This window comes from Anoxybacillus suryakundensis, from assembly GCF_001418025.1.
Taxonomy (GTDB): domain Bacteria; phylum Bacillota; class Bacilli; order Bacillales; family Anoxybacillaceae; genus Anoxybacillus; species Anoxybacillus tengchongensis.
In genome coordinates this window covers 1-23,530 of sequence record NZ_LIOK01000021.1, presented here as the reverse complement: position 1 = coordinate 23,530, position 23,530 = coordinate 1, and the positions used below count along the sequence as shown (strand labels likewise).

The 23,530-nt window shown below is 42.6% G+C and carries 25 protein-coding genes; 24 read left to right on the top strand and 1 reads right to left on the bottom strand.

All coding sequences use genetic code 11. The features are described from left to right. Positions 1 to 7 precede the first annotated feature (7 nt). From mnmA to ASC42_RS11900, 18 genes are all read left to right on the top strand, one after another. Entirely contained in the window at positions 8 to 1,105 is a 1,098-nt protein-coding gene (gene mnmA, locus ASC42_RS11980; protein ID WP_055441943.1) for a tRNA 2-thiouridine(34) synthase MnmA, read from the top strand. A 63-nt stretch (positions 1,106 to 1,168) separates the two neighbouring features. Next, on the top strand, positions 1,169 to 1,825 hold the full coding sequence (locus ASC42_RS11975) for a tetratricopeptide repeat protein (protein WP_055441942.1): 657 nt from the start codon (positions 1,169 to 1,171) through the stop codon (positions 1,823 to 1,825). Positions 1,826 to 1,836: 11 nt separating this feature from the next. Continuing rightward, positions 1,837 to 4,191 (top strand): SF1B family DNA helicase RecD2, encoded by a 2,355-nt coding sequence (gene recD2 / locus ASC42_RS11970; protein WP_055441941.1) that lies wholly within the window; start codon positions 1,837 to 1,839, stop codon positions 4,189 to 4,191. Between the two features lie 101 nt (positions 4,192 to 4,292). Continuing rightward, positions 4,293 to 4,484, top strand: coding sequence for a hypothetical protein (locus ASC42_RS11965; RefSeq protein ID WP_032100167.1), 192 nt, complete (start codon positions 4,293 to 4,295; stop codon positions 4,482 to 4,484). Between the two features lie 10 nt (positions 4,485 to 4,494). After that, positions 4,495 to 4,635 (top strand): YrzQ family protein, encoded by a 141-nt coding sequence (locus tag ASC42_RS13800; RefSeq protein ID WP_072242746.1) that lies wholly within the window; start codon positions 4,495 to 4,497, stop codon positions 4,633 to 4,635. An 89-nt stretch (positions 4,636 to 4,724) separates the two neighbouring features. Then, on the top strand, positions 4,725 to 5,783 hold the full coding sequence (locus tag ASC42_RS11960) for an AI-2E family transporter (RefSeq protein WP_082435732.1): 1,059 nt from the start codon (positions 4,725 to 4,727) through the stop codon (positions 5,781 to 5,783). Positions 5,784 to 6,093: 310 nt separating this feature from the next. Then, positions 6,094 to 8,727, top strand: coding sequence for an alanine--tRNA ligase (gene alaS, locus ASC42_RS11955; RefSeq protein ID WP_055441940.1), 2,634 nt, complete (start codon positions 6,094 to 6,096; stop codon positions 8,725 to 8,727). Between the two features lie 82 nt (positions 8,728 to 8,809). Further along, a complete protein-coding gene (locus ASC42_RS11950; RefSeq protein WP_004889315.1) occupies positions 8,810 to 9,076 on the top strand; it encodes an IreB family regulatory phosphoprotein in 267 nt (88 codons plus the stop codon). Between the two features lie 4 nt (positions 9,077 to 9,080). Next, on the top strand, positions 9,081 to 9,503 hold the full coding sequence (gene ruvX / locus ASC42_RS11945; protein WP_055441939.1) for a Holliday junction resolvase RuvX: 423 nt from the start codon (positions 9,081 to 9,083) through the stop codon (positions 9,501 to 9,503). A gap of 5 nt (positions 9,504 to 9,508) precedes the next feature. Continuing rightward, positions 9,509 to 9,802, top strand: coding sequence for a DUF1292 domain-containing protein (locus tag ASC42_RS11940; RefSeq protein ID WP_032100163.1), 294 nt, complete (start codon positions 9,509 to 9,511; stop codon positions 9,800 to 9,802). An 86-nt stretch (positions 9,803 to 9,888) separates the two neighbouring features. Next, on the top strand, positions 9,889 to 10,971 hold the full coding sequence (gene mltG / locus ASC42_RS11935) for an endolytic transglycosylase MltG (RefSeq protein ID WP_055441938.1): 1,083 nt from the start codon (positions 9,889 to 9,891) through the stop codon (positions 10,969 to 10,971). 109 nt (positions 10,972 to 11,080) lie between these two features. Then, positions 11,081 to 11,728 (top strand): O-methyltransferase, encoded by a 648-nt coding sequence (locus tag ASC42_RS11930; RefSeq protein WP_055441937.1) that lies wholly within the window; start codon positions 11,081 to 11,083, stop codon positions 11,726 to 11,728. Between the two features lies 1 nt (position 11,729). Further along, the gene (locus ASC42_RS11925; protein WP_055441936.1) at positions 11,730 to 12,659 is read left to right on the top strand and encodes a peptidase U32 family protein; all 930 of its coding nucleotides are present in this window, start codon (positions 11,730 to 11,732) and stop codon (positions 12,657 to 12,659) included. Between the two features lie 15 nt (positions 12,660 to 12,674). Further along, the gene (locus ASC42_RS11920; protein ID WP_055441935.1) at positions 12,675 to 13,928 is read left to right on the top strand and encodes a peptidase U32 family protein; all 1,254 of its coding nucleotides are present in this window, start codon (positions 12,675 to 12,677) and stop codon (positions 13,926 to 13,928) included. Position 13,929: 1 nt separating this feature from the next. Continuing rightward, positions 13,930 to 14,565 (top strand): uridine kinase, encoded by a 636-nt coding sequence (gene udk, locus ASC42_RS11915; protein WP_055441934.1) that lies wholly within the window; start codon positions 13,930 to 13,932, stop codon positions 14,563 to 14,565. A gap of 91 nt (positions 14,566 to 14,656) precedes the next feature. Next, entirely contained in the window at positions 14,657 to 15,133 is a 477-nt protein-coding gene (greA, locus tag ASC42_RS11910) for a transcription elongation factor GreA (protein WP_035019996.1), read from the top strand. 47 nt (positions 15,134 to 15,180) lie between these two features. Beyond that, entirely contained in the window at positions 15,181 to 16,926 is a 1,746-nt protein-coding gene (locus tag ASC42_RS11905) for a peptidoglycan D,D-transpeptidase FtsI family protein (RefSeq protein WP_055441933.1), read from the top strand. Next, positions 16,923 to 17,501: a YrrS family protein gene (locus ASC42_RS11900; protein ID WP_055441932.1), complete on the top strand. Its 579-nt coding sequence runs from the start codon at positions 16,923 to 16,925 to the stop codon at positions 17,499 to 17,501. The genes ASC42_RS11905 and ASC42_RS11900 overlap by 4 nt, the downstream gene beginning before the upstream one ends. A gap of 4 nt (positions 17,502 to 17,505) precedes the next feature. Here ASC42_RS11900 and ASC42_RS11895 read toward each other — a convergent pair whose 3' ends face one another. Further along, on the bottom strand, positions 17,506 to 17,709 hold the full coding sequence (locus ASC42_RS11895) for a DUF2536 family protein (protein WP_032100156.1): 204 nt from the start codon (positions 17,707 to 17,709) through the stop codon (positions 17,506 to 17,508). Positions 17,710 to 17,845: 136 nt separating this feature from the next. On the opposite strand from ASC42_RS11895, the gene ASC42_RS11890 reads away from it, so the two are divergent. From ASC42_RS11890 to ASC42_RS11865, 6 genes are all read left to right on the top strand, one after another. Then, a complete protein-coding gene (locus ASC42_RS11890) occupies positions 17,846 to 18,484 on the top strand; it encodes a class I SAM-dependent methyltransferase (protein ID WP_055441931.1) in 639 nt (212 codons plus the stop codon). Between the two features lie 18 nt (positions 18,485 to 18,502). Then, positions 18,503 to 19,201 (top strand): 5'-methylthioadenosine/S-adenosylhomocysteine nucleosidase, encoded by a 699-nt coding sequence (gene mtnN, locus ASC42_RS11885; protein ID WP_055441930.1) that lies wholly within the window; start codon positions 18,503 to 18,505, stop codon positions 19,199 to 19,201. A gap of 44 nt (positions 19,202 to 19,245) precedes the next feature. Beyond that, entirely contained in the window at positions 19,246 to 20,169 is a 924-nt protein-coding gene (locus tag ASC42_RS11880) for a PLP-dependent cysteine synthase family protein (protein WP_055441929.1), read from the top strand. 1 nt (position 20,170) lies between these two features. Next, positions 20,171 to 21,304 (top strand): bifunctional cystathionine gamma-lyase/homocysteine desulfhydrase, encoded by a 1,134-nt coding sequence (locus tag ASC42_RS11875; protein WP_055441928.1) that lies wholly within the window; start codon positions 20,171 to 20,173, stop codon positions 21,302 to 21,304. Positions 21,305 to 21,364: 60 nt separating this feature from the next. Beyond that, entirely contained in the window at positions 21,365 to 21,598 is a 234-nt protein-coding gene (locus ASC42_RS11870) for a YrhC family protein (protein WP_055441927.1), read from the top strand. A gap of 452 nt (positions 21,599 to 22,050) precedes the next feature. Next, complete coding sequence (locus ASC42_RS11865; RefSeq protein ID WP_055440728.1) at positions 22,051 to 23,400, top strand: ISLre2 family transposase; 1,350 nt, start codon at positions 22,051 to 22,053, stop codon at positions 23,398 to 23,400. Positions 23,401 to 23,530: the final 130 nt, after the last annotated feature.

Sequence of the window (23,530 nt, the reverse complement as noted above, 5' to 3'; positions counted from 1 at the left end):
GAAAACGATGGCAAGAGTAGTCGTAGGTATGTCCGGTGGAGTCGACTCATCGGTAGCAGCATTATTGTTAAAACAACAAGGATATGATGTAATTGGAATTTTTATGAAAAACTGGGACGATACGGATGAAAACGGGGTATGTACCGCAACAGAAGATTATGAAGATGTTGTGCGTGTGTGCAACCAAATTGGTATCCCGTATTATGCAGTTAATTTTGAGAAGCAATATTGGGAAAAAGTATTTACGTACTTTTTAGATGAATATAAAGCAGGGCGCACGCCAAATCCAGATGTGATGTGCAACAAAGAAATTAAATTTAAAGCGTTTTTAGAACATGCGATGGCGCTCGGTGCTGACTATTTAGCAACAGGTCATTATGCGCGCGTTGCGTATCGTGATGGAGAATACCAATTGTTGCGCGGATTAGATGCAAACAAAGATCAAACATATTTTTTAAATCAGCTCGGGCAAGCACAATTATCAAAAGTGTTGTTTCCAATCGGTGAATTACAAAAGTCCAAAGTGCGCGAAATCGCAAAAGAAGCAGGGCTTGCGACAGCAGGAAAAAAAGATAGCACAGGCATTTGTTTCATCGGCGAACGCAATTTCAAACAGTTTCTAAGCAACTATTTACCCGCGCAACCGGGCAAGATGCAAACGCTCGATGGACAAGTGAAAGGCACGCACGACGGGTTAATGTATTATACGATCGGACAGCGCCACGGACTTGGTATCGGTGGTAGCGGAGAGCCTTGGTTTGTCGTCGGGAAAAATGTAAAAGATAACATTTTATACGTGGCGCAAGGATTTGATAATGAATTACTTTATTCTGATGCGATTATTGCAACGAATGTGAATTGGGTCAGTGATCGAAAGCCAAGTGAACCGATTTCGTGTACAGCGAAGTTCCGTTACCGCCAGCCAGATGTGCCGGTAACAGTAGAAATGATCGATGAGACGACCGCGCGTGTGTCATTTGAACAACGCGTGCGCGCAGTGACTCCTGGTCAAGCGGTCGTGTTCTACAACGGTGAACAATGTCTCGGTGGCGGAACGATCGATCGAGTCTTTCGCGATGGAGAACAACTCACATACGCTGGTTAACCTTCAACTCAACAGACGAGTTGAAGGCTTTTTTGTTATAATATTGAATATGAGGTGATAAAGATGGATTACAATGCGCAAGGCATTCAATATATGCAGCAGGGAAAATATGAAGAAGCGGTTAAATGCTTTCACGAAGCAATTGAACGACAACCGAACGATCCTGTTGGTTACATTAATTTCGGGAACGTATTAGCAGCGGTCGGAGAAGAAGAAAAAGCGATGCGCTTTTTTCACAAAGCGCTTGAACTTGATGAAAAAGCTGCAACTGCATATTACGGGCTCGGATCGATGTATTACAATCGCCAACAGTTCGAACTTGCGAAAGAACAATTTGAACGAGCAATTCAAGCTGGATTAACGGACGGGGATGTGTTTTTTATGCTCGGCATGTCGCTCATGTATTTAGAGCAACCACGTTTAGCGATGCCGTATTTTCAGCGGGCAGTAGAATTAAACGAGCGCGATGTGGAAGCGACGTTTCAGCTCGGACTTTGCTTAGCTCAATTGCAGTTTGTCGATGAGGCGATGACGTATTTTGAACGGACGATTCATTTAAACGATCAACATGCGGATGCGTATTACAATTTAGGTGTCGCGTATGCATACAAAGACGATCCGAAAACGGCACATGCGATGTTTGAAAAGGCGCTTATCATTCAGCCGGATCATTTGTTAGCAGGTCATGGGAAAAAGCTAATGGAACAAGCATTACAGTAAAAAAGGGGGGGATGGCGTTGCAACAACAGTTAGATTTAGACGGACGATCGTTTATTAAAGGCGTCCATGTCGGTACAATCTTTCATAACGAAGACAATTTATATTCGGTCATTCGTGTGCGTGTGGAAGAAACAAATGAAGCGCATATCGAAAAAGATGTTGTTGTGACAGGCTATTTCCCTTTGCTCGGTGAGCATGATACATATACGTTTTTCGGCTCATTTAAAGAACATCCGCGCTTTGGGAAACAATATGTTGTCGATCATTTTCGAAAAGAGTTTCCTGAAACGAAAGAAGGAGTCATTCAATATTTATCGGGCGGCATGTTTAAAGGAATTGGCAAAAAAACAGCCACTGCGATCGTTGAAGCGTTAGGAGAGCGAGCGATTTCAAAAATATTAGAAGATCCCGACGTGCTTGCCAACGTGCCGAAGTTGACAAAAGCAAGAGCGAGACAGCTATATGAAACGTTGCGCGAACATGAAGGATTAGAACAAATTATGATCGCTTTATCGCAATTTGGCTTCGGACCACAATTATCGATGAAAATTTATCAAGTGTACAAAGATGAAACGTTACAAATCATTCGCACAAATCCGTATCAACTGGTGGAAGATGTTGAAGGGATCGGATTCGGTCGTGCAGACGATCTCGGCTTGCAGCTCGGCATTTCCGGGAATCATCCGGATCGCATTCGAGCCGGTTGTTTATACGTCATTGAACAACATTGCATGCAAGAAGGACATGTGTATATGACGTATGAACAACTGCTTACAGAAGTAAAACAACTGTTAGAAGCAAAACGTCAAGAACTTGTTGATGTCGCTTGCATTTCTCGTGAAATGGTTCATTTATCTGAAGAAGGGAAATTAATCGTTGAAGAAGATCGTTTTTATATCCCTTCGTTATATTTCGCCGAAAAGGGTATTGTATCAAACGTCAAGCGACTACTCGAACAATGTGATATATCAACATTTTCTGAAGCGGAATTTTTACTTGCGCTTGGTGAATGGGAAGAAGAAGCAAACATTCAATATTCGCAAAAACAAAAAGAGGCGATTCAACAAGCACTTTGTTCCCCGTTGTTCATTTTAACGGGCGGACCAGGCACAGGAAAAACGACGGTCATTAACGGCATTGTTCATTTGTTTGCGAAATTGCATGGACTATCGCTTGACCCGACGAGTTATGATACGGAAGAGCCATTTCCTATTTTGCTTGCTGCTCCAACAGGACGTGCAGCGAAGCGCATGACGGAATCGACAGGCTTGCCTGCGATGACGATTCATCGTTTGCTCGGTTGGAGTGGTGATGGATTTCAGCGCGGAGAAGATGAGCCGATTTGCGGAAAACTGTTAATCGTTGATGAAATGTCTATGGTTGATACGTGGCTAGCGAATCAGTTGTTGAAATCTGTTCCATCATCGATGCAAGTTATTTTCGTTGGCGATGAGGATCAACTGCCGTCTGTCGGACCAGGACAAGTGTTAAAAGACTTGCTTCGTGCAAATGTCGTTCCGACCGTTCGACTAACAGACATTTATCGTCAGGCGGAAGGTTCGTCGATCATTTCGCTTGCTCATGCGATTAAAGATGGAAACATTCCTCATGATTTGACGATTCCGCAAAAAGATCGTTCGTTCATTCGTTGCACGAGTGGACAGGTCGTTGACGTTGTAAAAAAAGTAGCTGAAAACGCAAAACAAAAAGGATATCGGGCGAAAGACGTTCAAGTGCTCGCTCCGATGTATCGCGGTCATGCGGGAATTGATCGACTGAATGAAACGTTGCAACAATTATTTAATCCAAAACACGACAATAAAAGAGAGATTACTTTTAGTGATGTCGTTTATCGTGTAGGGGATAAAGTGTTGCAACTTGTCAATCAGCCAGATGAAAACGTCTTTAATGGAGACATCGGTGAGATCGTTGCTATTTTTTATGCAAATGAAAATGTGGAAAAACAAGATCTCGTTGTCGTTTCGTTTGATGGAAATGAAGTGACGTATCCGAAACAAGAATTGCACCAAATTACGCACGCGTATTGTTGTTCGATTCATAAATCGCAAGGAAGTGAATTTCCAATCGTCATTTTGCCTGTTGTGAAAAGTTATTATCGCATGCTGCGACGCAATTTACTATACACAGCCATTACGCGCAGTAAGCAGTATTTAATTTTATGCGGTGAAGAAGAAGCGTTCCAACTTGGGGTGATGCGAACAGATGACGGGACGAGGCAAACAACGCTATACGAAAAATTAACAGCTACCATTTCTTCTGAACAACAACTGCTCCCAATGGAAGATGCAAACATCGGAATGGAAGGTGTTACCCCGTATGACTTCATGGGAAATGACGTAACATAACAATGGACACACATATCGGTACGCTTCTTTTGCAATGATGTATGTTTGCGTAAAAAAATGACAAAGATAGAAGAAAAAAATAAAAAGGAGCGTGCCTTTTTATGTTAAAGTGTCCGAACTGTCAAAGTAAAGATTTAGGGAAAATCGGCGTCAATCAGTATTATTGTTGGAATTGTTTTATTGAGCTAACCGTTCAAAAAGGAATGATTTATACGCATCAAGTCGAAGAAGACGGAACGCTTAGCTCGCTTGACGATTTATTTAGCGAACATGAACGAACTTTGTTTTCGTAATGAAAGGAGAATGACGATGAATCGAACAATCGCTTCTTTACTTGCGATCGGTGCTGGAGTGGCAGCATACCAATTAGCGCAACGAAACGGTGGCATGAACATGCGCAACGTACGAAAAGTCGGCAAACAAATGTTACGTCCATTTATGTAACGAAAAACGGCAATCTCATTTGAGGTTGCCGTTTTTCGTATAACATCTTCTATTTGTCCTCACACTATAGAAGTAAAGGAGGGATCAGTTTGGAACATCCGCATCTCCATTTTTTCGTTCGCTTAATGAAAATGTTATTAGTTTTAATTTTTATTTACTTCGTTGTGAAACTCAAATCCGTATGGCTACCATTTTTACATATGTTTATTAAAGTTATAACCCCTTTTCTTATCGCAGCGTTTATTACATACTTATTGCATCCTGTCGTAGAGTATGTTCATAAACGTGGGATGCCGAGAGCGCTCGCTATTCTTTCTATTTATGCGTTATTTTTTGGAGGAATCGGTTTTGCGGTTTATAAAGGCACGCCATTATTTATTGCCCAGCTTGAAGATTTAAATAAAAGTTTACCGATATTTGTCCGCACGTATGAACAATGGACGAATTATATTCATGAAGAAACGGCCACATGGCCTTACGATGTTCATAAACGAATTGAAGCGATGATTACAGAAGCAGAAACGTTTATTAGCGGGGCGGTTACGGGAACAATTATCGGATTGAAACAGCTCATTAATCGAGTTATCGTCTTTTTTATTATTCCGTTTATCGCATTTTACATGTTAAAAGATGTGGAGCTTATAAAAAAAGCGGCATGGGAATGGACTCCGAAAAAATGGCGAAATAAAGGCGTTCAATTTTTGCGCGATGTCGATCGCACACTCGGTGGGTATATTCGTGGACAATTGTTTGTTTGCCTATTGATCGGAACAGCTGCTACGCTTTCGTTTTGGCTCATTGATATGAAATATCCTCTTTTGCTTGGCATCATCGTTGGCATAACAAATGTGATCCCGTATTTCGGACCAATTATCGGCGCCATTCCAGCAGCGATTATTGCCGCAACGGTATCAGTCAACATGTTGTTTCTTACCGTCGGCATCGTCTTTGCGCTACAGTTTATTGAAGGAAACATTTTATCTCCACTTATCGTAGGCAAAAGCTTACATTTACATCCGCTAATCATTATGTTTTCCCTATTTGTTGGCGGGGAAATCGGTGGTATCATCGGTTTAATTGTTGCTGTTCCGATCGTTGCGATTGGTAAGGCGACATTTGTGCATATTCGTTCATTGAAAACAAATTGACAAAAAAAAGGGGCTTGTCTATAATTTTCACAAGAGTAATACATACAAAAACGATGACGGATCGAGTATGTTACAGTCCATCTTAAAGCGCATGTTGGCGCACAGAGAGGAATTTCCGAGGCTGAAAGAAATTCCAGATGAAGGGTAACAGAACGCTAATCCTGAGTGCAGGCAAACCCTGCCGACGAAGCCACGTTACGGCGGTTGAGGTGATGGACGTTTTGTCCATAAACAGGGTGGTACCGCGAGCAAGCTCTCGTCCCTGAGCAGGGATGGGAGTTTTTTATATTTTATAAGGGAGGAAGGAAACGTGAAAAAGCTAACATCTGCTCAAGTTCGTCAAATGTTTTTAGACTTTTTCAAAGAAAAAGGTCACGCCGTTGAGCCGAGCGCATCGCTCATTCCAATTGATGATCCATCGTTGTTATGGATTAATAGCGGTGTGGCCACATTAAAAAAATATTTCGATGGTCGCGTCATTCCAGACAATCCACGCATTTGTAATGCACAAAAATCGATTCGCACAAACGATATTGAAAATGTCGGAAAAACAGCACGCCATCATACGTTTTTTGAAATGCTCGGAAACTTTTCGATTGGCGACTATTTTAAGCGGGAAGCGATTCATTGGGCATGGGAGTTTTTAACGAGCGAAAAATGGATCGGCTTTGATCCGAATCGTCTTTCTGTCACGATCCATCCAGAAGATGAAGAAGCGTTTGACATTTGGCATAACGAAATCGGATTGCCGGAAGAACGCATTATTCGGTTGGAAGGGAATTTCTGGGATATCGGGGAAGGTCCAAGTGGACCAAATACAGAAATTTTCTATGATCGCGGTGAACAATTTGGCAACGACCCGAACGATCCGGAATTATATCCGGGGGGAGAAAACGAGCGCTATTTAGAAGTGTGGAACCTCGTCTTTTCGCAATTTAACCATAATCCTGACGGTACGTATACGCCGCTTCCGAAGAAAAACATTGATACAGGCATGGGATTAGAGCGAATGTGCTCGATTTTACAAGACGTTCCGACAAACTTTGATACCGATTTATTTATGCCAATCATCCGCGCAACCGAACAAATTTCGGGTGAAACATATCGTACAAATGCTGAAAAAGACGTGGCATTTAAAGTCATCGCAGACCATATTCGTACGGTCACGTTTGCCATTGGCGACGGTGCGCTTCCATCAAACGAAGGACGCGGTTATGTGTTGCGCCGCTTATTGCGCCGTGCGGTTCGTTATGCGAAACAATTAAACATTCAACGTCCATTTATGTATGAACTCGTGCCGGTTGTCGGTGAAATTATGGTTGATTATTATCCGGAAGTAAAAGAAAAAGCACAATTTATTCAAAAAGTCATTAAAAATGAAGAAGAGCGCTTCCACGAAACGTTAAACGAAGGACTTGCCATTTTAGCAAGCGTCATTGAAAAAGAAAAACAACGTGGTAGCGATACAATTAGCGGTGAAGATGTATTCCGCCTGTACGATACATACGGCTTCCCTGTGGAATTAACGGAAGAGTATGCGGCAGAAGAAGGGATGAAAGTCGATCACGACGGTTTTGAGCGTGAAATGGAGCGCCAACGTGAACGAGCACGTGCTGCACGTCAAGATGTCGATTCGATGCAAGTACAAGGTGGCGTATTAGGCGATATTAAAGTAGAAAGCACGTTTGTTGGCTACGATCAACTTTCTGTTTCGTCTGTCGTTGAAGTAATCGTAAAAGACGGTCAACTTGTGAACGAAGTGAGCGAAGGACAAGAAGCGCAAATCATTTTACGTGAAACGCCGTTTTATGCAGAAAGCGGTGGACAAATCGCTGACCGTGGCTGGATCGAAGGGGAAACAGGAAAAGCGTACGTAAAAGATGTCCAAAAAGCACCAAATGGTCAACATTTACATCATATCGTCGTCGAACATGGGGTCATTCAAACAAACGGCACATACACCGCACATGTCGATGAAGCAGCGCGCGTTGATATCGTGAAAAACCATACAGCGACACATTTATTGCATCAAGCGTTAAAAGATGTGCTTGGCGTACATGTCAACCAAGCTGGTTCGCTTGTGGCGCCTGACCGTTTACGTTTTGACTTTACGCACTTCGGTCAAGTGAAGCAAGAAGAGCTTGAGCAAATTGAAGCGATTGTCAATGAACAAATTTGGCGCAACCTCCCTGTTGCGATCGACTATAAACCGCTTGATGAAGCGAAAGCGATGGGGGCGATGGCGTTGTTCGGCGAAAAATATGGCGACATCGTACGCGTTGTGCAAGTAGGCGACTATAGCCTAGAGCTTTGCGGTGGCTGTCACGTAACAAATACAGCCGAAATCGGTTTGTTTAAAATTGTTTCTGAATCAGGCATTGGGGCAGGTACACGCCGTATTGAAGCGGTCACAGGAAAAGCTGCGTATCGTCTAATGAACGATCAAATCGCATTATTAAAAGAAGTAGCGGAAAAATTAAAAACAAATCCGAAAGATGTGATAACGCGCATTGATACGCTCATGAACGATATGCGTGAATTGCAACGTGAAAATGAATCGCTCTCTGCCCGTTTAAGTCATATGGAAGCAGAAAGCTTAGTAAACGAAGTAAAAGAAGTAAACGGTGTTCAACTTGTCACAAGCAAAGTAAATAACGCCGATATGAACAGCTTGCGTGCCATGATTGACGATTTAAAACAAAAATTAGGATCAGCAATCATTGTGCTTGCTTCTGTACAACAAAATAAAGTAAACTTAATTGCTGGCGTAACAAACGATTTAGTTGACCGCGGCTATCACGCAGGGAAACTTATTAAAGAAGTAGCGACGCGTTGCGGCGGTGGTGGCGGTGGCCGAGCAGATTTAGCACAAGCCGGCGGAAAAGATGCGAATAAAGTAGACGAAGCGCTTAAATTTGTCGAACAGTGGGTAAAATCTGTTTAATAAATGGTGGAAATCGTGTACAATGGATGTAAGGATGGATATGCCAGATTTCGTGGAATGTGAGAGTGGGGTGCAAAAGACGGTGAGTTCGTTTGATAATACAATGCAATTTAACTTTCCGGAAGAACCGATGGATGTCGATGTTCGGGAAGTGTTGCTTACCGTATACGACGCATTACAAGAAAAAGGGTATAACCCAATTAACCAAATAGTCGGCTACTTATTATCTGGTGATCCAGCTTACATCCCTCGCCATAAAGATGCCAGAAACTTAATTCGTAAAGTCGATCGTGACGAATTAATTGAAGAATTAGTGAAATTCTATTTACGAACACATCGCGAGGAATAGCCACATGCGTATTTTAGGATTAGACGTTGGAACGAAAACGCTCGGTGTTGCTGTAAGCGACGAGTTAGGATGGACGGCTCAAGGCATCGAGACGATTCGCATCGATGAAGAAAACGGCGAATATGGTTTTGACCGTTTGCGACAATTAATTGAGCAATACGCGGTTGAGGAAATCGTCGTCGGATTTCCGAAAAACATGAACGGCACGATCGGACCGCGTGGTGAAGCGACAAAACGCTTTGCGGAACAAGTGAAAGAAACGTTTTCACTTCCTGTCATCCTGTGGGATGAAAGATTGTCCACGATGGCAGCAGAGCGCACGTTGATTGCTGCGGACGTTAGTCGAAAAAAGCGAAAACAAGTGATCGACAAAATGGCCGCAGTAATGATTTTACAATCGTATTTGGACTATAAACAATTGAGGTGAACATGATGGAACACGGTGAAAAACACATTACAGTCGTTGATGAAGACGGCAACGAGCAACTTTGCGAAGTATTATTTACATTTGAATCTGAAGAATTCGGAAAATCTTATGTTCTGTACTATCCAATTGGTGCAGAAGAAGATGACAATGAAGAAATCGAAATTCACGCATCTTCCTTTATCCCGGGAGAAGATGGGCAAGCAGGAGAGTTGCAGCCGATCGAAACAGAAGAAGAATGGGATATGATCGAAGAAATGTTAAACACATTCCTCGGTGAAGAGGAAGAAGGAGAGGAATAAGAGGCTGGCTATACGTCAGCTTCTTTTTTTATTTATGTCATGTCATTATTTGTAGTATAATGTCAAAAGTGAGGGGAGGATGACGCATGTTACAAGAACACGAAGCGAAAACGGTGCGAAAAATTGTCTTATATATTACAGCACCTCTATTATTGATTATAATTGCTGCATGCATTGGCTTGTTTGTATATATTCGTTCTGCCTTGCAGCCGGTTGATCCGAACGACAAAACGCCAATTCAAGTAGAAATTCCAATCGGTTCATCGGTGTATACGATTGCGAATGTATTAGAAAAAAACGGTGTGATTAAAAATGCGACCATTTTTCGTTATTACGTGAAATTTAAAAACCACGCTGACTTTCAAGCAGGCAATTATACGTTTACAAAAGCTATGACGTTAGAGCAAATTGTAGGTAAGTTAAAAACAGGAAAAGTCGTCAAAGAAGCGAAATTAAAAATAACAATTCCAGAAGGAAAACAGCTGACGCAAATTGCGACAATTATTTCGCAAAAAACAGGCTATTCATCAAAAGACATTATGACAAAGTTAACTAATCGCGCCTATATTGATGAACTTATAAAAAAATATCCTTCTGTTTTAACAACGGATATTTTAAATAAAAACATTCGTTATGCGCTTGAAGGGTATTTATTCCCAGCGACATATTCGTTTACAGAAGAAAAACCGTCGCTTGAAAACATAATTGAAACGATGATTGCCAAAACAGAAGAAGTGCTGGCGAAATATGCAGAAGATATGGAAGCGCGCGGCATGACGGTTCATCAATTGTTAACGATGGCATCACTCATTGAAGAAGAGGCAACAGAAAAAGCAGATCGTGAAAAAATTGCAAGCGTGTTTTACAATCGATTAGAAAAAGGTATGCCGCTCCAAACCGATCCAACGGTTTTATATGCGCTCGGCAAGCATAAGCAACGTGTATATTACAAAGACTTAGAAGTAAACTCACCGTACAATACGTATATACACAAAGGACTTCCACCGGGACCGATTGCGAATGCAGGAGAAATGTCCCTTCACGCAGCTCTTCATCCAGCGGAGACAGATTATTTTTACTTTTTAGCTACACCAGCAGGAGAAGTGATTTTTACAAAAACACTTGACGAACATAATCGGGAAAAGGCAAAATATATCGGAAAGCAATAAAACGTTCGCATTTTGTTTTGATTTATGGTAGTATATATAAAGTTATGGATCGTGACGAAACAAGAGTTCAACTCGTTTGAACTCTTGTTTTTGCGAGGAGGACGGTTCGTTGGTAAATCAGGAAATCATTCAATATATGGAATCATTGCTTCCTAAAAAAGAGGAAGCAATTGTAGCGATGGAACAATATGCGCGTGAACACGGCGTTCCGATTATGGATGCGCTGAGCATCGAAACGATGTTGCATATATTAAAACTCATCCAACCGAAGCGCATTTTAGAAATTGGCACTGCGATTGGCTACTCTGCTATTCGGATGGCGAAAGCGTTGCCGAATGCGAAAATTGTTACGATCGAACGAGATGAAGAGCGCTACAAACAAGCGCTCGGTTATGTTGCGCAAACGAATACGGATGGGCAAATGACGCTATTGTTTGGCGATGCGCTTGACATGAGCGATGAAGTAAAAAAACATGCTCCGTTTGACGTCTTGTTTATTGATGCGGCAAAAGGACAATATCGCCGCTTTTTTGAGTTGTACGAGCCACTTTTAAGCGAACAAGGAATCATTATAACAGATAACGTATTGTTTAAAGGACTTGTCGCCACAAATGAACCAATTGAACAAAAACGGATGCGCCAGCTCGTAAAAAAAATTCAAGCATATAACGAATGGTTGATGGCGCATCCGCACTATGAAACGATCATCATTCCGATCGGTGACGGAATGGCGATATCGAGAAAACGAGGTGAGTAAAATGAAAAAACCAGAATTGCTTGTTACGCCAACGAGCGTTGCTCATATCGAACAACTTGCTCAAGCGGGAGCAAATGCCGTCATCATTGGTGAACAACGGTACGGTTTGCGTTTAGCAGGCGAGTTTTCACGTCAAGACGTGGCAGATGCGATGCATGTGGCACGCAAGCACGGTGTGCGCGTGTATGTTGCGATGAATGCGTTGTTTCATAACGATAAAGTCGATGAACTGAGTGATTATGTTCGCTTTTTAGCAGAACAACAAGTGGATGCCATCGTATTTGGCGACCCAGCGGTGTTAATGACGGTGCGAGAAGTGGCACCGCATATGAAGCTTCATTGGAATACAGAAACGACAGCAACAAACTGGTATGCGTGCAACTATTGGGGACGAAAAGGAGCGAAACGTGCTGTTCTTGCTCGAGAATTAAATATGGAAGAAATTATTGATATTAAAAACCATGCGGAAGTGGAAATTGAAGTGCAAGTGCATGGCATGACGTGCATGTTTCAATCGAAACGTTCCCTCATTGGAAACTATTTTGAATACCAAGGCAAGTTTATGGAAGTACAACAAATGAAGTATGCGAAAGGGCTCTTTTTATACGATAAAGAGCGTGACAACAAATATCCGATTTTCGAAGATGAAAACGGTACGCACATTATGAGCCCAAATGATATTTGCATGATTGATGAGCTAGAAGACATGATTGACGCAGAAATCGATAGCTTTAAAATTGACGGCGTCCTTCATGAGCCGGATTATATTACAGAAGTAACGAAATTATATCGTCGCGCCATTGATTTATGTGCAGAAAACCGCGAGCAATACGAAGAAGAGAAAGGTGAACTGCTTGCGCGCATTGAAGCGATTCAGCCAAAACATCGCCCGTTAGACACCGGCTTTTTCTTTAAAGAAACGGTATATTAAAAAGGAGGGAGACATATGAGCATATCACAAATCATTGACGGCAAGCGTGTCATTGTGAAAAAACCAGAGCTGCTTGCCCCAGCTGGCAACTTAGAAAAGCTAAAAGTGGCGGTTCATTACGGGGCAGACGCTGTGTTTATCGGTGGACAAGAATACGGTCTCCGCTCAAATGCCGACAACTTTACGCTTGAAGAAATGGCCGAAGGTGTGCAATTTGCAAAACGTTATGGAGCAAAAATTTACGTGACGACAAACATTTACGCCCATAACGAAAACATTCCTGGCCTCGAAGAGTACTTGCGTGGTTTAGAGCGCGTTGGTGTGCACGGCATTATCGTTGCTGACCCGCTTATTATTGAAACCGCACGTCGCGTTGCACCAAAACTTGAAGTACATTTAAGCACTCAACAGTCGCTCACGAACTGGAAAGCGGTACAATTTTGGAAAGAAGAAGGACTTGAGCGCGTCGTTTTAGCCCGTGAAACTAGCGCAGAAGAAATTCGTGAAATAAAAGAAAAAGTCGATATTGAAATTGAAACGTTTATTCACGGTGCGATGTGTATTGCGTATTCCGGTCGATGTGTATTAAGCAATCATATGACTGCGCGTGATTCTAACCGTGGTGGCTGTTGTCAATCGTGTCGCTGGGATTACGATTTGTACAAGCTTGAAGGAGATCAAGCGCTGGCGTTATTTGACGAAACGGACGATCCGTTTGCGATGAGCCCGAAAGATTTAAACTTAATTCAATCCATTCCAAAAATGATTGAACTGGGTATTGATAGTTTAAAAATCGAAGGCCGTATGAAGTCGATTCACTATGTGGCAACGGTCGTTAGTGTTTATCGCAAAGTCATTGATGCTTATTGCGCAGACCCTGACAATTTCGTCATTCGAAAAGAGTGGCTAGATGAGCTCGATAAATGTGCTAATCGTGACACCGCACCAGCTTTTTTTGAAGGTGTTCCAGGCTATAAAGAGCAAATGTTTGGTGTTCATAGCAAAAAAACAACGTACGATTTCGTCGGTCTTGTGCTTGATTATGACAAACAAACAGGCATCGTGACGTTGCAACAGCGCAACTTCTTCAAACCAGGCGATGAAGTTGAATTTTTCGGACCTGAAATTGAAAACTTTACACAAGTTATTGAAAAAATTTGGGATGAAGAAGGGAACGAGCTTGATGCTGCCCGTCATCCGCTTCAAATTGTTCGTTTTAAAGTCGATCGAGAAGTTTTCCCATACAACATGATGAGAAAGGGGCACTAACATGAGGAAGAAACCGGTTGTCATCGGAGTTGCAGGAGGCTCCGGTTCGGGGAAAACGACCGTTACAAAAGCGATTTATGAACATTTTCAAGGACATTCTATTTTAATGCTTGAACAAGATTTTTATTATAAAGATCAGAGTCATTTACCGTTTGAAGAACGATTAAAAACAAACTACGATCATCCGCTCGCTTTTGACAATGACTTGCTTATTGAACATATTCATAAACTGTTGAATTACGAACCAATTGCTAAGCCTGTATACGACTATACGCTTCATACGCGCTCAAACGAAGTCATTCGCGTTGAACCGAAAGACGTGATCATTTTAGAAGGCATTCTTGTATTAGAAGATGAACGATTGCGCAACTTAATGGATATTAAAGTGTACGTTGATACGGATGCCGACATTCGCATCATTCGTCGTTTACTGCGTGACATTAAAGAACGTGGACGCACGCTTGAGTCAGTCATCGAGCAATATGTAAATGTCGTGCGTCCGATGCACAATCAATTTATTGAACCGACAAAACGATATGCCGACATCATCATCCCAGAAGGCGGCCATAATCACGTTGCTATCGACTTAATGGTTACAAAAATTCAAACGATTCTTGAACAAAATTCTATTTTGTAATACCATAGCATAGATAATATGTAAACTTTTTGTCTTTGTACGAACCGCTCGTTCGTACATTTTCCATACATAAATAAAAGGAGTGAATGACATGTCAATGGAAAAAGAATACCCAATGACGAAAGCTGGGAAGGAGAAACTCGAGCAAGAACTTGAATATTTAAAAACAGTGAAGCGAAAAGAAGTCGTAGAGCGCATTCAAATTGCGCGCAGCTTCGGGGATTTATCTGAAAACTCCGAGTACGATGCGGCAAAAGATGAGCAAGCGTTCGTTGAATCGCGCATTCAAATGCTTGAAAATATGATTCGCAATGCGAAAATTATTGAAGAAGATTTAGAAAGTACAGACATCGTATCGCTTGGAAGAACAGTGACATTTGTCGAGCTTCCAGATGGGGAAGAAGAGTCGTATACGATCGTCGGTAGTGCAGAAGCGGACCCGTTTGAAGGAAAAATTTCAAACGACTCTCCAATTGCTAAATCGCTTATCGGTCGCCGTGTTGGTGAAGAAGTGACAGTTCACACGCCTGGCGGAGACATGGTTGTAAAAATCATCGCAGTGAAATAGGTTTTAAAATACGACACCTCGTCGACAATGAAGACGAGGTGTTTTTTATGGTAAAAAAACGGATGGTCATCATATTAACAATCATTCAACTAGCCATATTCAGTTTGATCGGTCGGCTCGTTCAACTACAACTTGTAAGCACCGAGTCGTTTCATGGGATTAATTTAATTGAAGCGAGCGTCACCCAACGAACGGAACAGCTCATTATCGATGATGGGCGCGGGATGTTCGTTGATCGCTATGGTCAGCCACTTACGTATGAGTACATTCCAACGCTCGTCCTATTTCCGTTTTTGAAAAAAATGGACTGGCCAATCGATCAAATGGCTGCGATCGTCTCCGTGCCAAAAGAGATGATCAAACGACAGCTTGAAGAGGCGAAAGGTCCAATCATTTTGCATAACGGACAACGGCCCATTCAGCTTCAATCGTGGCAAATGGAACGTATTAATGAGTTGCATATTCCCGGTGTCATCGCTGTTCATAAACAATATGAACTAAAGGAAAAATACGCCCAACATGTGATCGGTTTACTTGGTGAAAATGAGAAGTTGCTCAAGGAACGATACGGGGATAGAAAGTTATCAGCAAAAAAAGTAGGTGTATCAGGTTTACAAAGTTCGTTTGACGAGTTTTTAATTCCTGATGGGGAAACGAAGCTACTGTATCACGTAGATGCTCGCGGTGAACCGCTATTTGGCATGGATGTGAAATATACAGAGCAAGCAAATCCATTTTATCCGATTACCGTACAAACAACCATTGACCGTACCATGCAGCAATATGTCGAACAAATCATTGCTCAACATGGGATGGAAAAAGGGGCTGTCGTTTTGCTCGATGTTGAAACAAACGACGTTGTTGCGCTGGCAAGCGCCCCGGCGATTGATGAACGAAATCCGTATAAAAACGAGGCGGCACAAAACAAAGCGCTTCTTCCTCAAGTGCCGGGCTCTGTGTTTAAAGTAGTCGTTGCAGCAGCAGCGCTTGAAAACGGACTTGTCCATGGACAAACGTTTAACTGTGATCGAAAAATTAACGGTGAGCCGGAAGAAAAAAAGAAAGGAATGCGCTCATTTGAAGAGAGCTTTGCGATCAGTTGCAACAACACATTTGCGGAGTTGGGAAAACAGTTGATCGCTATGAATAAAAACATGTTTGATATATATGCTCAAAAGCTCGGTCTGCTTCCACGCGTCGGTTGGGAAGGAGATGTATATCATTTTGAATCGTTTCGTCCACTTCGCGAAGAGAAAGAAGGGAAAATTTGGACGGATGAACGAGATAAACACGTTCCGCTTGCTGTTGCCCAAACGGCGATCGGTCAAAAAGATGTCCGTGTTTCACCGCTTGCGGTAGCGAATATGATGGCAACCATTGCTCGCGGTGGTGAGGCAAAACAAGTGCGCATCGCCCAAAAAATGATGTATAAGAACGGCACAACATTTTTCACTTTTGATGAAAAGCGACTAACAACCGATTCCTTGCGCCAAGAGACGATCGACAAACTACAAGAGCTGTTACAACTTGTTGTGATGCATCCAGAAGGTACAGGTCGTGCATTTCAATCATTGCCTTATACCGTAGCAGGAAAGTCAGGAACAGCAGAAACGGGGAAAGAAAAACTCGTAAACAAATGGTTCGCAGGTTATTTTCCAGCTGACCGTCCAAAATATGCGCTCGTTGTGGTACAATTAGAAACAGCATCAGCTGCCTCTGTCACGAACGCCATTTTTGCCGATATCGTTCGTGCCACATACGAGTTGGAACAGAAAGGAATGAATGAAGGGTGAGCAGCCGTTTTGCGAAACGTTCAAAACAAAGAAAAGTAAATCGTATATTGAATACGTTGATTGCGATCGTATTTGCGCTTATTTTATTTTTCGGATGGAAATGGTTGTTTGCTAACGACCGTTCAGTAAAAGAAACAAACACATCTCCGCAACCAGTTGAAGTCGAAACAAACGAATCAGAAGCGAATGAACAACCATCAGAACAACAAGAAAACAATGAGAAAGTAGAAGAAACGGTTGTCGATGACCCAAATTCCAATGTCATTCGTGAAATTGTTAACCCATCATGGCAACCGATCGGTACAACGCAATCGGAACCGCATGTAACAACGTACGATAAAAACTCGGTTGACTGGAAAGAAATGATTGATGCGATTAGTTATGCGACAGGCATTTCTTCTTCTGATTTAATCGTTTGGTTTATTGGAAATGGCGGAAGTCCGAATCATGCTGTTGCTACGGTCTCCAAAAAAGATAAAACAGAACATTATAAAGTGTTTATCGAATGGGTGACAAATGAAGGGTGGAAGCCGACAAAAGTGCAACAATTAAAAGAAATAGAGCGCCGTCCGTGACGCTCTATTTTTTTGCTTTAAAATGCACCATCGCACTATAAAGACGTTGTCCGTTTTCTAACAGTTGCATGTGATACGAAACATGATGCACTTCAAGCATAATTGCTTTGTTATGTTCGATTTGTTCATTAATTTTTTTCTCTAACGTCGCTAAGTCCGTCGCTTCGAAAAATTCTACTTTATCTTGAATGAGATCAAACGTAATCATCGTTCTCCTCCTTTCTACACGTAGTTTAACATATTTCCATTGAACATCTAAAAAAAATGTGGTAGATTGAGAACAGCAGTACATTAAATTCATACTATACTTATAGGAATTATTATATTTTATGGAGTGTGACATCATGGGACGTGAATTTTTAGACATCTTTGAGAATTGGGCACAATCGTACGATTCGTCTGTATACGGGCACGATGAGCAATACCGTGACGTATTTGACGGATATGAAACGATTTTAAATACAGTCGTTGAAAAAAGCGGGAACGTCGTTTTAGAGTTTGGTGTTGGGACAGGAAATTTAACGAAAAAACTAATTGAGGCGAACAAAACGGTATATGGCATTGAACCGTCTGCACCAATGCGTGAACTTGCGAAAGAAAAGCTCGGTCATGTGTCGATTGAAGACGGAGACTTTTTACAGTTTCCTTTGCCGAATGAACCGGTCGATACGATCGTGAGCACATACGCTTTTCACCATTTAACAGATAAGGAAAAAGAAGAAGCGATCGGCAAATATAGCGCACTTCTTCGGAAAGGTGGTAAAATAGTGTTTGCTGATACAGCGTTCATTGATCGCGAGGCGTATGAGGCGATGGTTGCAGAAGCAAAACAAAAAGGATTTGTCGACTTAGCAGAAGACTTACAACGTGAATATTACACGACAATTCCTATTCTTGAACGCACGTTTACAATAAACGGTTTTACTGTCACTTTTACGCCAATGAATCGTTTCGTTTGGTTGATGGAAGCTGTCAAACAATAAGTGAAAGAGGTTGAAACGATGAAAATAGCAATCATTGGGGCAATGGAAGAAGAAGTGGCGATTTTGCGCGAAAAAATAGCTGATCGAACAGAAACGACAGTAGCGAATTGCGCGTTTTACAGCGGTACGTTAGACGGAGCCAACGTCATTTTATTAAAATCAGGCATCGGGAAAGTGAATGCAGCGATGTCGACAACGATTTTATTAGAACGTTTTGCGCCAGATGTTGTGATTAATACAGGCTCTGCTGGCGGTTTTGCCCCATCATTAAACGTCGGAGATATCGTCATTTCGACAGAAGTTGTTCATCATGATGTTGATGTCACAGCATTCGGCTACGCTTACGGTCAAGTGCCAGGCATGCCAGCGCGATATGTTGCTGATGAGCGATTAGTGCAAGCAGCTGAAGCGAGCGCAGCCCACATTCGTGACATTCAAGTGGCAAAAGGATTAATTGCGACAGGCGATTCATTTATGCACGATCCAGCGCGCGTCGATTTTGTGCGCACGCAATTTCCAGACTTATATGCTGTTGAAATGGAGGCTGCTGCGATTGCGCAAGTATGCCATCAATTTGCCGTCCCGTTTGTCGTCATTCGCGCATTATCAGACATCGCTGGTAAAGAGTCTAACGTATCGTTTGAACAATTTTTACAAAAAGCAGCCCTTCATTCATCTGAACTTGTGCAATTGATGGTAAATGAATTAAACAAATAGGAGAGCCCCACTCTCCTTCTTTTCATCTTTAGGGAGGTTACAACATGAAAGTAGCGAAAAGCGTGCATGAATTAATCGGCCATACACCGATCGTTGAAATTACGCAATTTCCGCTTCCAAAAGGGGTGCGCCTATTTGCGAAGCTCGAATATTTAAATCCCGGGGGAAGCGTCAAAGATCGTCTAGGACAAGAATTGTTAAACGATGCGCTAGCGACAGGAAAGTTAAAAGAAGGCGGAACAATTATTGAGCCAACGGCAGGCAATACAGGGATCGGTCTTGCGCTTGCTGCGATCGGGAAAAACATTCGCGTCATTTTTTGTGTACCAGAAAAATTTAGCATCGAAAAACAACAGCTGATGCGCGCACTTGGCGCAACCATCATCAATACGCCAACGAACGAAGGAATGGCAGGGGCGATTCGAAAGGCGAAAGAGCTCGCCGCTGAAATTCCAAACTCCTATTGTCCGCAACAGTTTGAAAATCCAGCGAACCCACGCACGTACTATAAAACGCTCGGTCCAGAAATTTGGGAGCAACTGGACGGACAAATTGATGTTTTCGTTGCTGGTGCTGGATCAGGTGGCACATTTATGGGAACGGCGAAATTTTTAAAAGAAAAAAATGAGCGGATAAAAACGGTCATCGTTGAACCAGAAGGGTCGATTTTAAACGGTGGAGCACCGAGTCCGCATCGCACTGAGGGCATTGGTATGGAATTTTTGCCACCATATATGGATACGAGCTATTTTGATGCCATTCATACGATTTTAGATGACGATGCGTTTCGGCGCGTCAAAGAGCTTGCGCAAAAAGAAGGATTGCTTGTCGGTAGCTCATCTGGTGCCGCGTTTCATGCTGCTTTATTAGAAGCGGAACAGGCGGAAGAAGGAACGAACATCGTTGTCGTTTTTCCAGATAGCAGCGAACGATATTTAAGTAAACATATTTATGAAGGCGGGATGTAACGTGAGAAGAAAAACGAAATTGATTCATGGTGGCATTGCCGGAGATGTGCATACAGGGGCTGTCTCTGTTCCCATTTATCAAGTGAGTACGTACAAACAAGAAGCGGTCGGCGTCCATAAAGGATATGAATATTCACGTACAGGCAATCCAACGCGACATGCTTTAGAGGAACTAATTAAAGATGTGGAAGAAGGATATGCTGGTTTTGCGTTTAGCTCAGGTATGGCAGCCATTACTGCCGTCATGATGTTGTTTAATAGTGGCGATCACGTCATTTTAACTGACGACGTATATGGCGGCACATACCGCGTCATGACGAAAGTATTAAACCGTCTCGGCATTGAATCGACATTTGTCGATACGAGCGATCTCGCAAATATGGAAGCGCACATTCAACCAAACACGAAAGCCATTTACATCGAAACGCCGACAAATCCGCTTTTAAAAATTACAGACGTACAAGGGGCATCAGCGATTGCGAAACGTCATGGGTTGTTAACGATTGTCGATAATACGTTTAGCACACCGTATTGGCAAACACCAATTGCGCTTGGCGCAGATATCGTCATTCATAGCGCGACAAAATATTTAGGTGGTCATAGCGATGTTGTTGCCGGACTTGTCGTCGTCAATAACGAGCAACTCGCAAAAGACATTCATTTCATCCAAAACTCGACAGGCGGCATTCTCGGTCCGCAAGATTCATGGTTATTGATGCGCGGCATCAAGACGCTCGGCATCCGCATGGAAGAACATGAACAAAATACGCGCAACATCGTTGCATTTTTAACGAATCATCCAGCGGTTACGCGCGTGTATTACCCTGGGCTTCCGTCACATCCAAATTATGATGTAGCGAAAAAACAAATGCGCGGCTTTGGCGGCATGGTGTCATTTGACGTCGGTAGCGCTGAAAAAGCGGAACAAGTATTAACGCGCGTCCGCTATTTTACGCTAGCGGAAAGTTTAGGAGCGGTAGAAAGTTTAATTTCACTCCCAGCAAAAATGACGCACGCCTCTATTCCGAAAGAGCGCCGCAATGAACTAGGCATTACCGACGGGCTCATCCGCATTTCTGTCGGGCTAGAAGATGCCGACGATTTAATAGAAGATTTAGCACAAGCTTTGGCATAAATTACATCGTACCCTTTTTTCTTTTCTATGATACATTGAAAGAAGGAAAGGGGGACGGTTATGTTGGATGAACAAAAGCGACATTGGTTAGGAAAAGCGCGTGACTATAAAGCATACAGTCTCGTTTTATTTGCGCTTAGTGCGTTTTTATATATCGGAACATGGATTCCAAACGCTATCGACGAAGCAAAGCGACCACTTGTGCTTGGAGCGGTGTTTATTCTCATGCTCGCCTCTATTTTTTTCTCTCACCGTTCACACATATATGCACGAAAAATAGAAGAAGAAGCATAAACCCCATTTTCGAACGAAACAAAAACGTGTAAAATAAAAGAAAATGGGCAAAGGGGGAATGTATGATGATGTGGATGATTACAGGTCTAGTCATTACAGCCGTCATCGGTTTTGTTATTATCGCGGAAGTGAATGCCGAAGCATAAAACAGTCTCTAAACAGGAGACTGTTTTTAATACAATTCATTTGTGATAAACTTCACAACTGTCGTCGACCTCCAATCTTGCAAAAACCCCGGGGGATCGACGACAGTTTGTATTTTGCCACTCTTTCAGTTGTATCAACGGATAGTATGAGTAAAATGTTTGTGGGAGGAAGCTAAACCCTCTTCCATCTGTTTCAAGGGGAGGTTTCCTTGAAAAGAAGGGGGGTGAGCAAAATAGATGCAAAAAGGACTCTCTTCCTGTATGGTGATAAGTGCGACCAAATCACACAGGAGGTCAGAGAGTCCTATGCAACAGTTTATCACAGATGGGCAAACATTAAAAGAGATAGAAATGGAATTGTTTTTGATGTTGCAAAAAACGTATGGGGAAATGTTTCAACAGGTATTGGAATGGCTGGATGAAGAGATCGCCAAGCAACGAGATAAAAAACGCTATTACCTAAAAGATAAACGAACGGTACGCATCCAGACGCTCTTTGGGGAGGTGGAGATCCGACGCAATTACTATTTGGATCGAGAAAAAGGCGTGTATACGTGTTTGTTAGATCATTTTCTCGGCTTCGATGGAGCGAAGGGGATGAGTCCGTTATTGGAGGAAACCGCCATTGAATTAGCCGTTATCGGTCCTTCTTATCGCCAAGCAGCCGAAGCGTTAGAGAAGATGGTAGGCTATGCGGTGATGAGCCATGAAACGATTCGGCAGATGGTATTACAGGCGACAGTGGATAGGCATCGTCCGATGGAAATGAAGCGACAGGTGTTGTTCGTGGAGGCGGACGGACTATATGTGAAACGGCAGCGAAGTCGCCGAAGAGGGAAGGAAGAAAAAATTTTGGTGGTGCACCAAGGATGGAAAGCAAACGGGAAACGGGTATCCTTGGTTGGGAAACGGCACTATGTACACGAAACAAAAGAGCCGGTGTGGGAAGGATTAGAACGATTCTTGAACGAGGAATACGGCTATGACCCAACGAGGGATTGGGTGGTGATCAATGGCGATGGAGCTGCGTGGATTACGGCTTGTCGGGAATATTTCGGGAAGCGAGCGTTTTTCCAGCTAGATCGGTTCCACGTAGCGCGAGAGATTCGCGAATGCTTAAAAGATCACCCACGGTACCGGACGATTCGGAAAAAGCTAGCCTTGTTTGATGAAAACGGGTTATTAACTGAACTGCATAGTGCGGTAGGCACCCTAGGGGATGAGAAGAAAGAAAAGCAATTGGAGGGATTGATTCAACGGATCGAATCGATGCCAGGATGTTTGAGTGATTACCGTCAATGGCTGCGGGAGAAAGGCATAGATACGACAGGAATGCGCCCGATGGGAAGTGCAGAGGGAACGATGCACGTCTTTGCGAAGCGAGTAAAAAATGGACGGAGTTGGTGTGAAGAAGGCATTCGAGCGTTTTTAAACGTGATGGTAGCCGTGAAAGACGGGTTAACGATTCAGACATGGAAAGGAGAGGTGCTTTCGCAAGAGGAGGAAAGAGAAAGGGAACGAGAAACGATCGTGAAAAAGGCGATCAAGCATGTAGGAACCAAGGTAGCGGAGTTGGTGCGAGGGAATATCCGTTATTTCCATCATTCGTCAGGAACGCCTATTTATCAAGCGTTAAAAGCATTGAAAGGGTTTTAAAAAAGCGAAAAAGGCACAGGCAAGCAGGATGAGAGGATTAGAAAACGCTTACATAAATCGAATTATTTAACCAAATATATCCATTGAATTAAAATATCAAAAAAATCTCCCACAAACTCTTGACTCAATC

Excerpts from the sequence above, each read along its gene's own strand:
- ruvX (WP_055441939.1), top strand. The coding sequence starts at position 9,081 with ATGCGTATTTTAGGATTAGACGTTGGAACGAAAACGCTCGGTGTTGCT.
- ASC42_RS13800 (WP_072242746.1), top strand. The coding sequence starts at position 4,495 with ATGACGATGAATCGAACAATCGCTTCTTTACTTGCGATCGGTGCTGGA.
- ASC42_RS11920 (WP_055441935.1), top strand. The coding sequence starts at position 12,675 with ATGAGCATATCACAAATCATTGACGGCAAGCGTGTCATTGTGAAAAAA.
- ASC42_RS11870 (WP_055441927.1), top strand. The coding sequence starts at position 21,365 with ATGTTGGATGAACAAAAGCGACATTGGTTAGGAAAAGCGCGTGACTAT.
- ASC42_RS11905 (WP_055441933.1), top strand. The coding sequence starts at position 15,181 with ATGGTAAAAAAACGGATGGTCATCATATTAACAATCATTCAACTAGCC.
- greA (WP_035019996.1), top strand. The coding sequence starts at position 14,657 with ATGTCAATGGAAAAAGAATACCCAATGACGAAAGCTGGGAAGGAGAAA.
- ASC42_RS11925 (WP_055441936.1), top strand. The coding sequence starts at position 11,730 with ATGAAAAAACCAGAATTGCTTGTTACGCCAACGAGCGTTGCTCATATC.
- recD2 (WP_055441941.1), top strand. The coding sequence starts at position 1,837 with ATGGCGTTGCAACAACAGTTAGATTTAGACGGACGATCGTTTATTAAA.
- mtnN (WP_055441930.1), top strand. The coding sequence starts at position 18,503 with ATGAAAATAGCAATCATTGGGGCAATGGAAGAAGAAGTGGCGATTTTG.
- ASC42_RS11975 (WP_055441942.1), top strand. The coding sequence starts at position 1,169 with ATGGATTACAATGCGCAAGGCATTCAATATATGCAGCAGGGAAAATAT.
- ASC42_RS11940 (WP_032100163.1), top strand. The coding sequence starts at position 9,509 with ATGGAACACGGTGAAAAACACATTACAGTCGTTGATGAAGACGGCAAC.
- ASC42_RS11965 (WP_032100167.1), top strand. The coding sequence starts at position 4,293 with ATGTTAAAGTGTCCGAACTGTCAAAGTAAAGATTTAGGGAAAATCGGC.
- ASC42_RS11895 (WP_032100156.1), bottom strand. The coding sequence starts at position 17,709 with ATGATTACGTTTGATCTCATTCAAGATAAAGTAGAATTTTTCGAAGCG.
- mltG (WP_055441938.1), top strand. The coding sequence starts at position 9,889 with ATGTTACAAGAACACGAAGCGAAAACGGTGCGAAAAATTGTCTTATAT.
- ASC42_RS11865 (WP_055440728.1), top strand. The coding sequence starts at position 22,051 with ATGCAACAGTTTATCACAGATGGGCAAACATTAAAAGAGATAGAAATG.
- udk (WP_055441934.1), top strand. The coding sequence starts at position 13,930 with ATGAGGAAGAAACCGGTTGTCATCGGAGTTGCAGGAGGCTCCGGTTCG.
- mnmA (WP_055441943.1), top strand. The coding sequence starts at position 8 with ATGGCAAGAGTAGTCGTAGGTATGTCCGGTGGAGTCGACTCATCGGTA.
- ASC42_RS11880 (WP_055441929.1), top strand. The coding sequence starts at position 19,246 with ATGAAAGTAGCGAAAAGCGTGCATGAATTAATCGGCCATACACCGATC.
- ASC42_RS11890 (WP_055441931.1), top strand. The coding sequence starts at position 17,846 with ATGGGACGTGAATTTTTAGACATCTTTGAGAATTGGGCACAATCGTAC.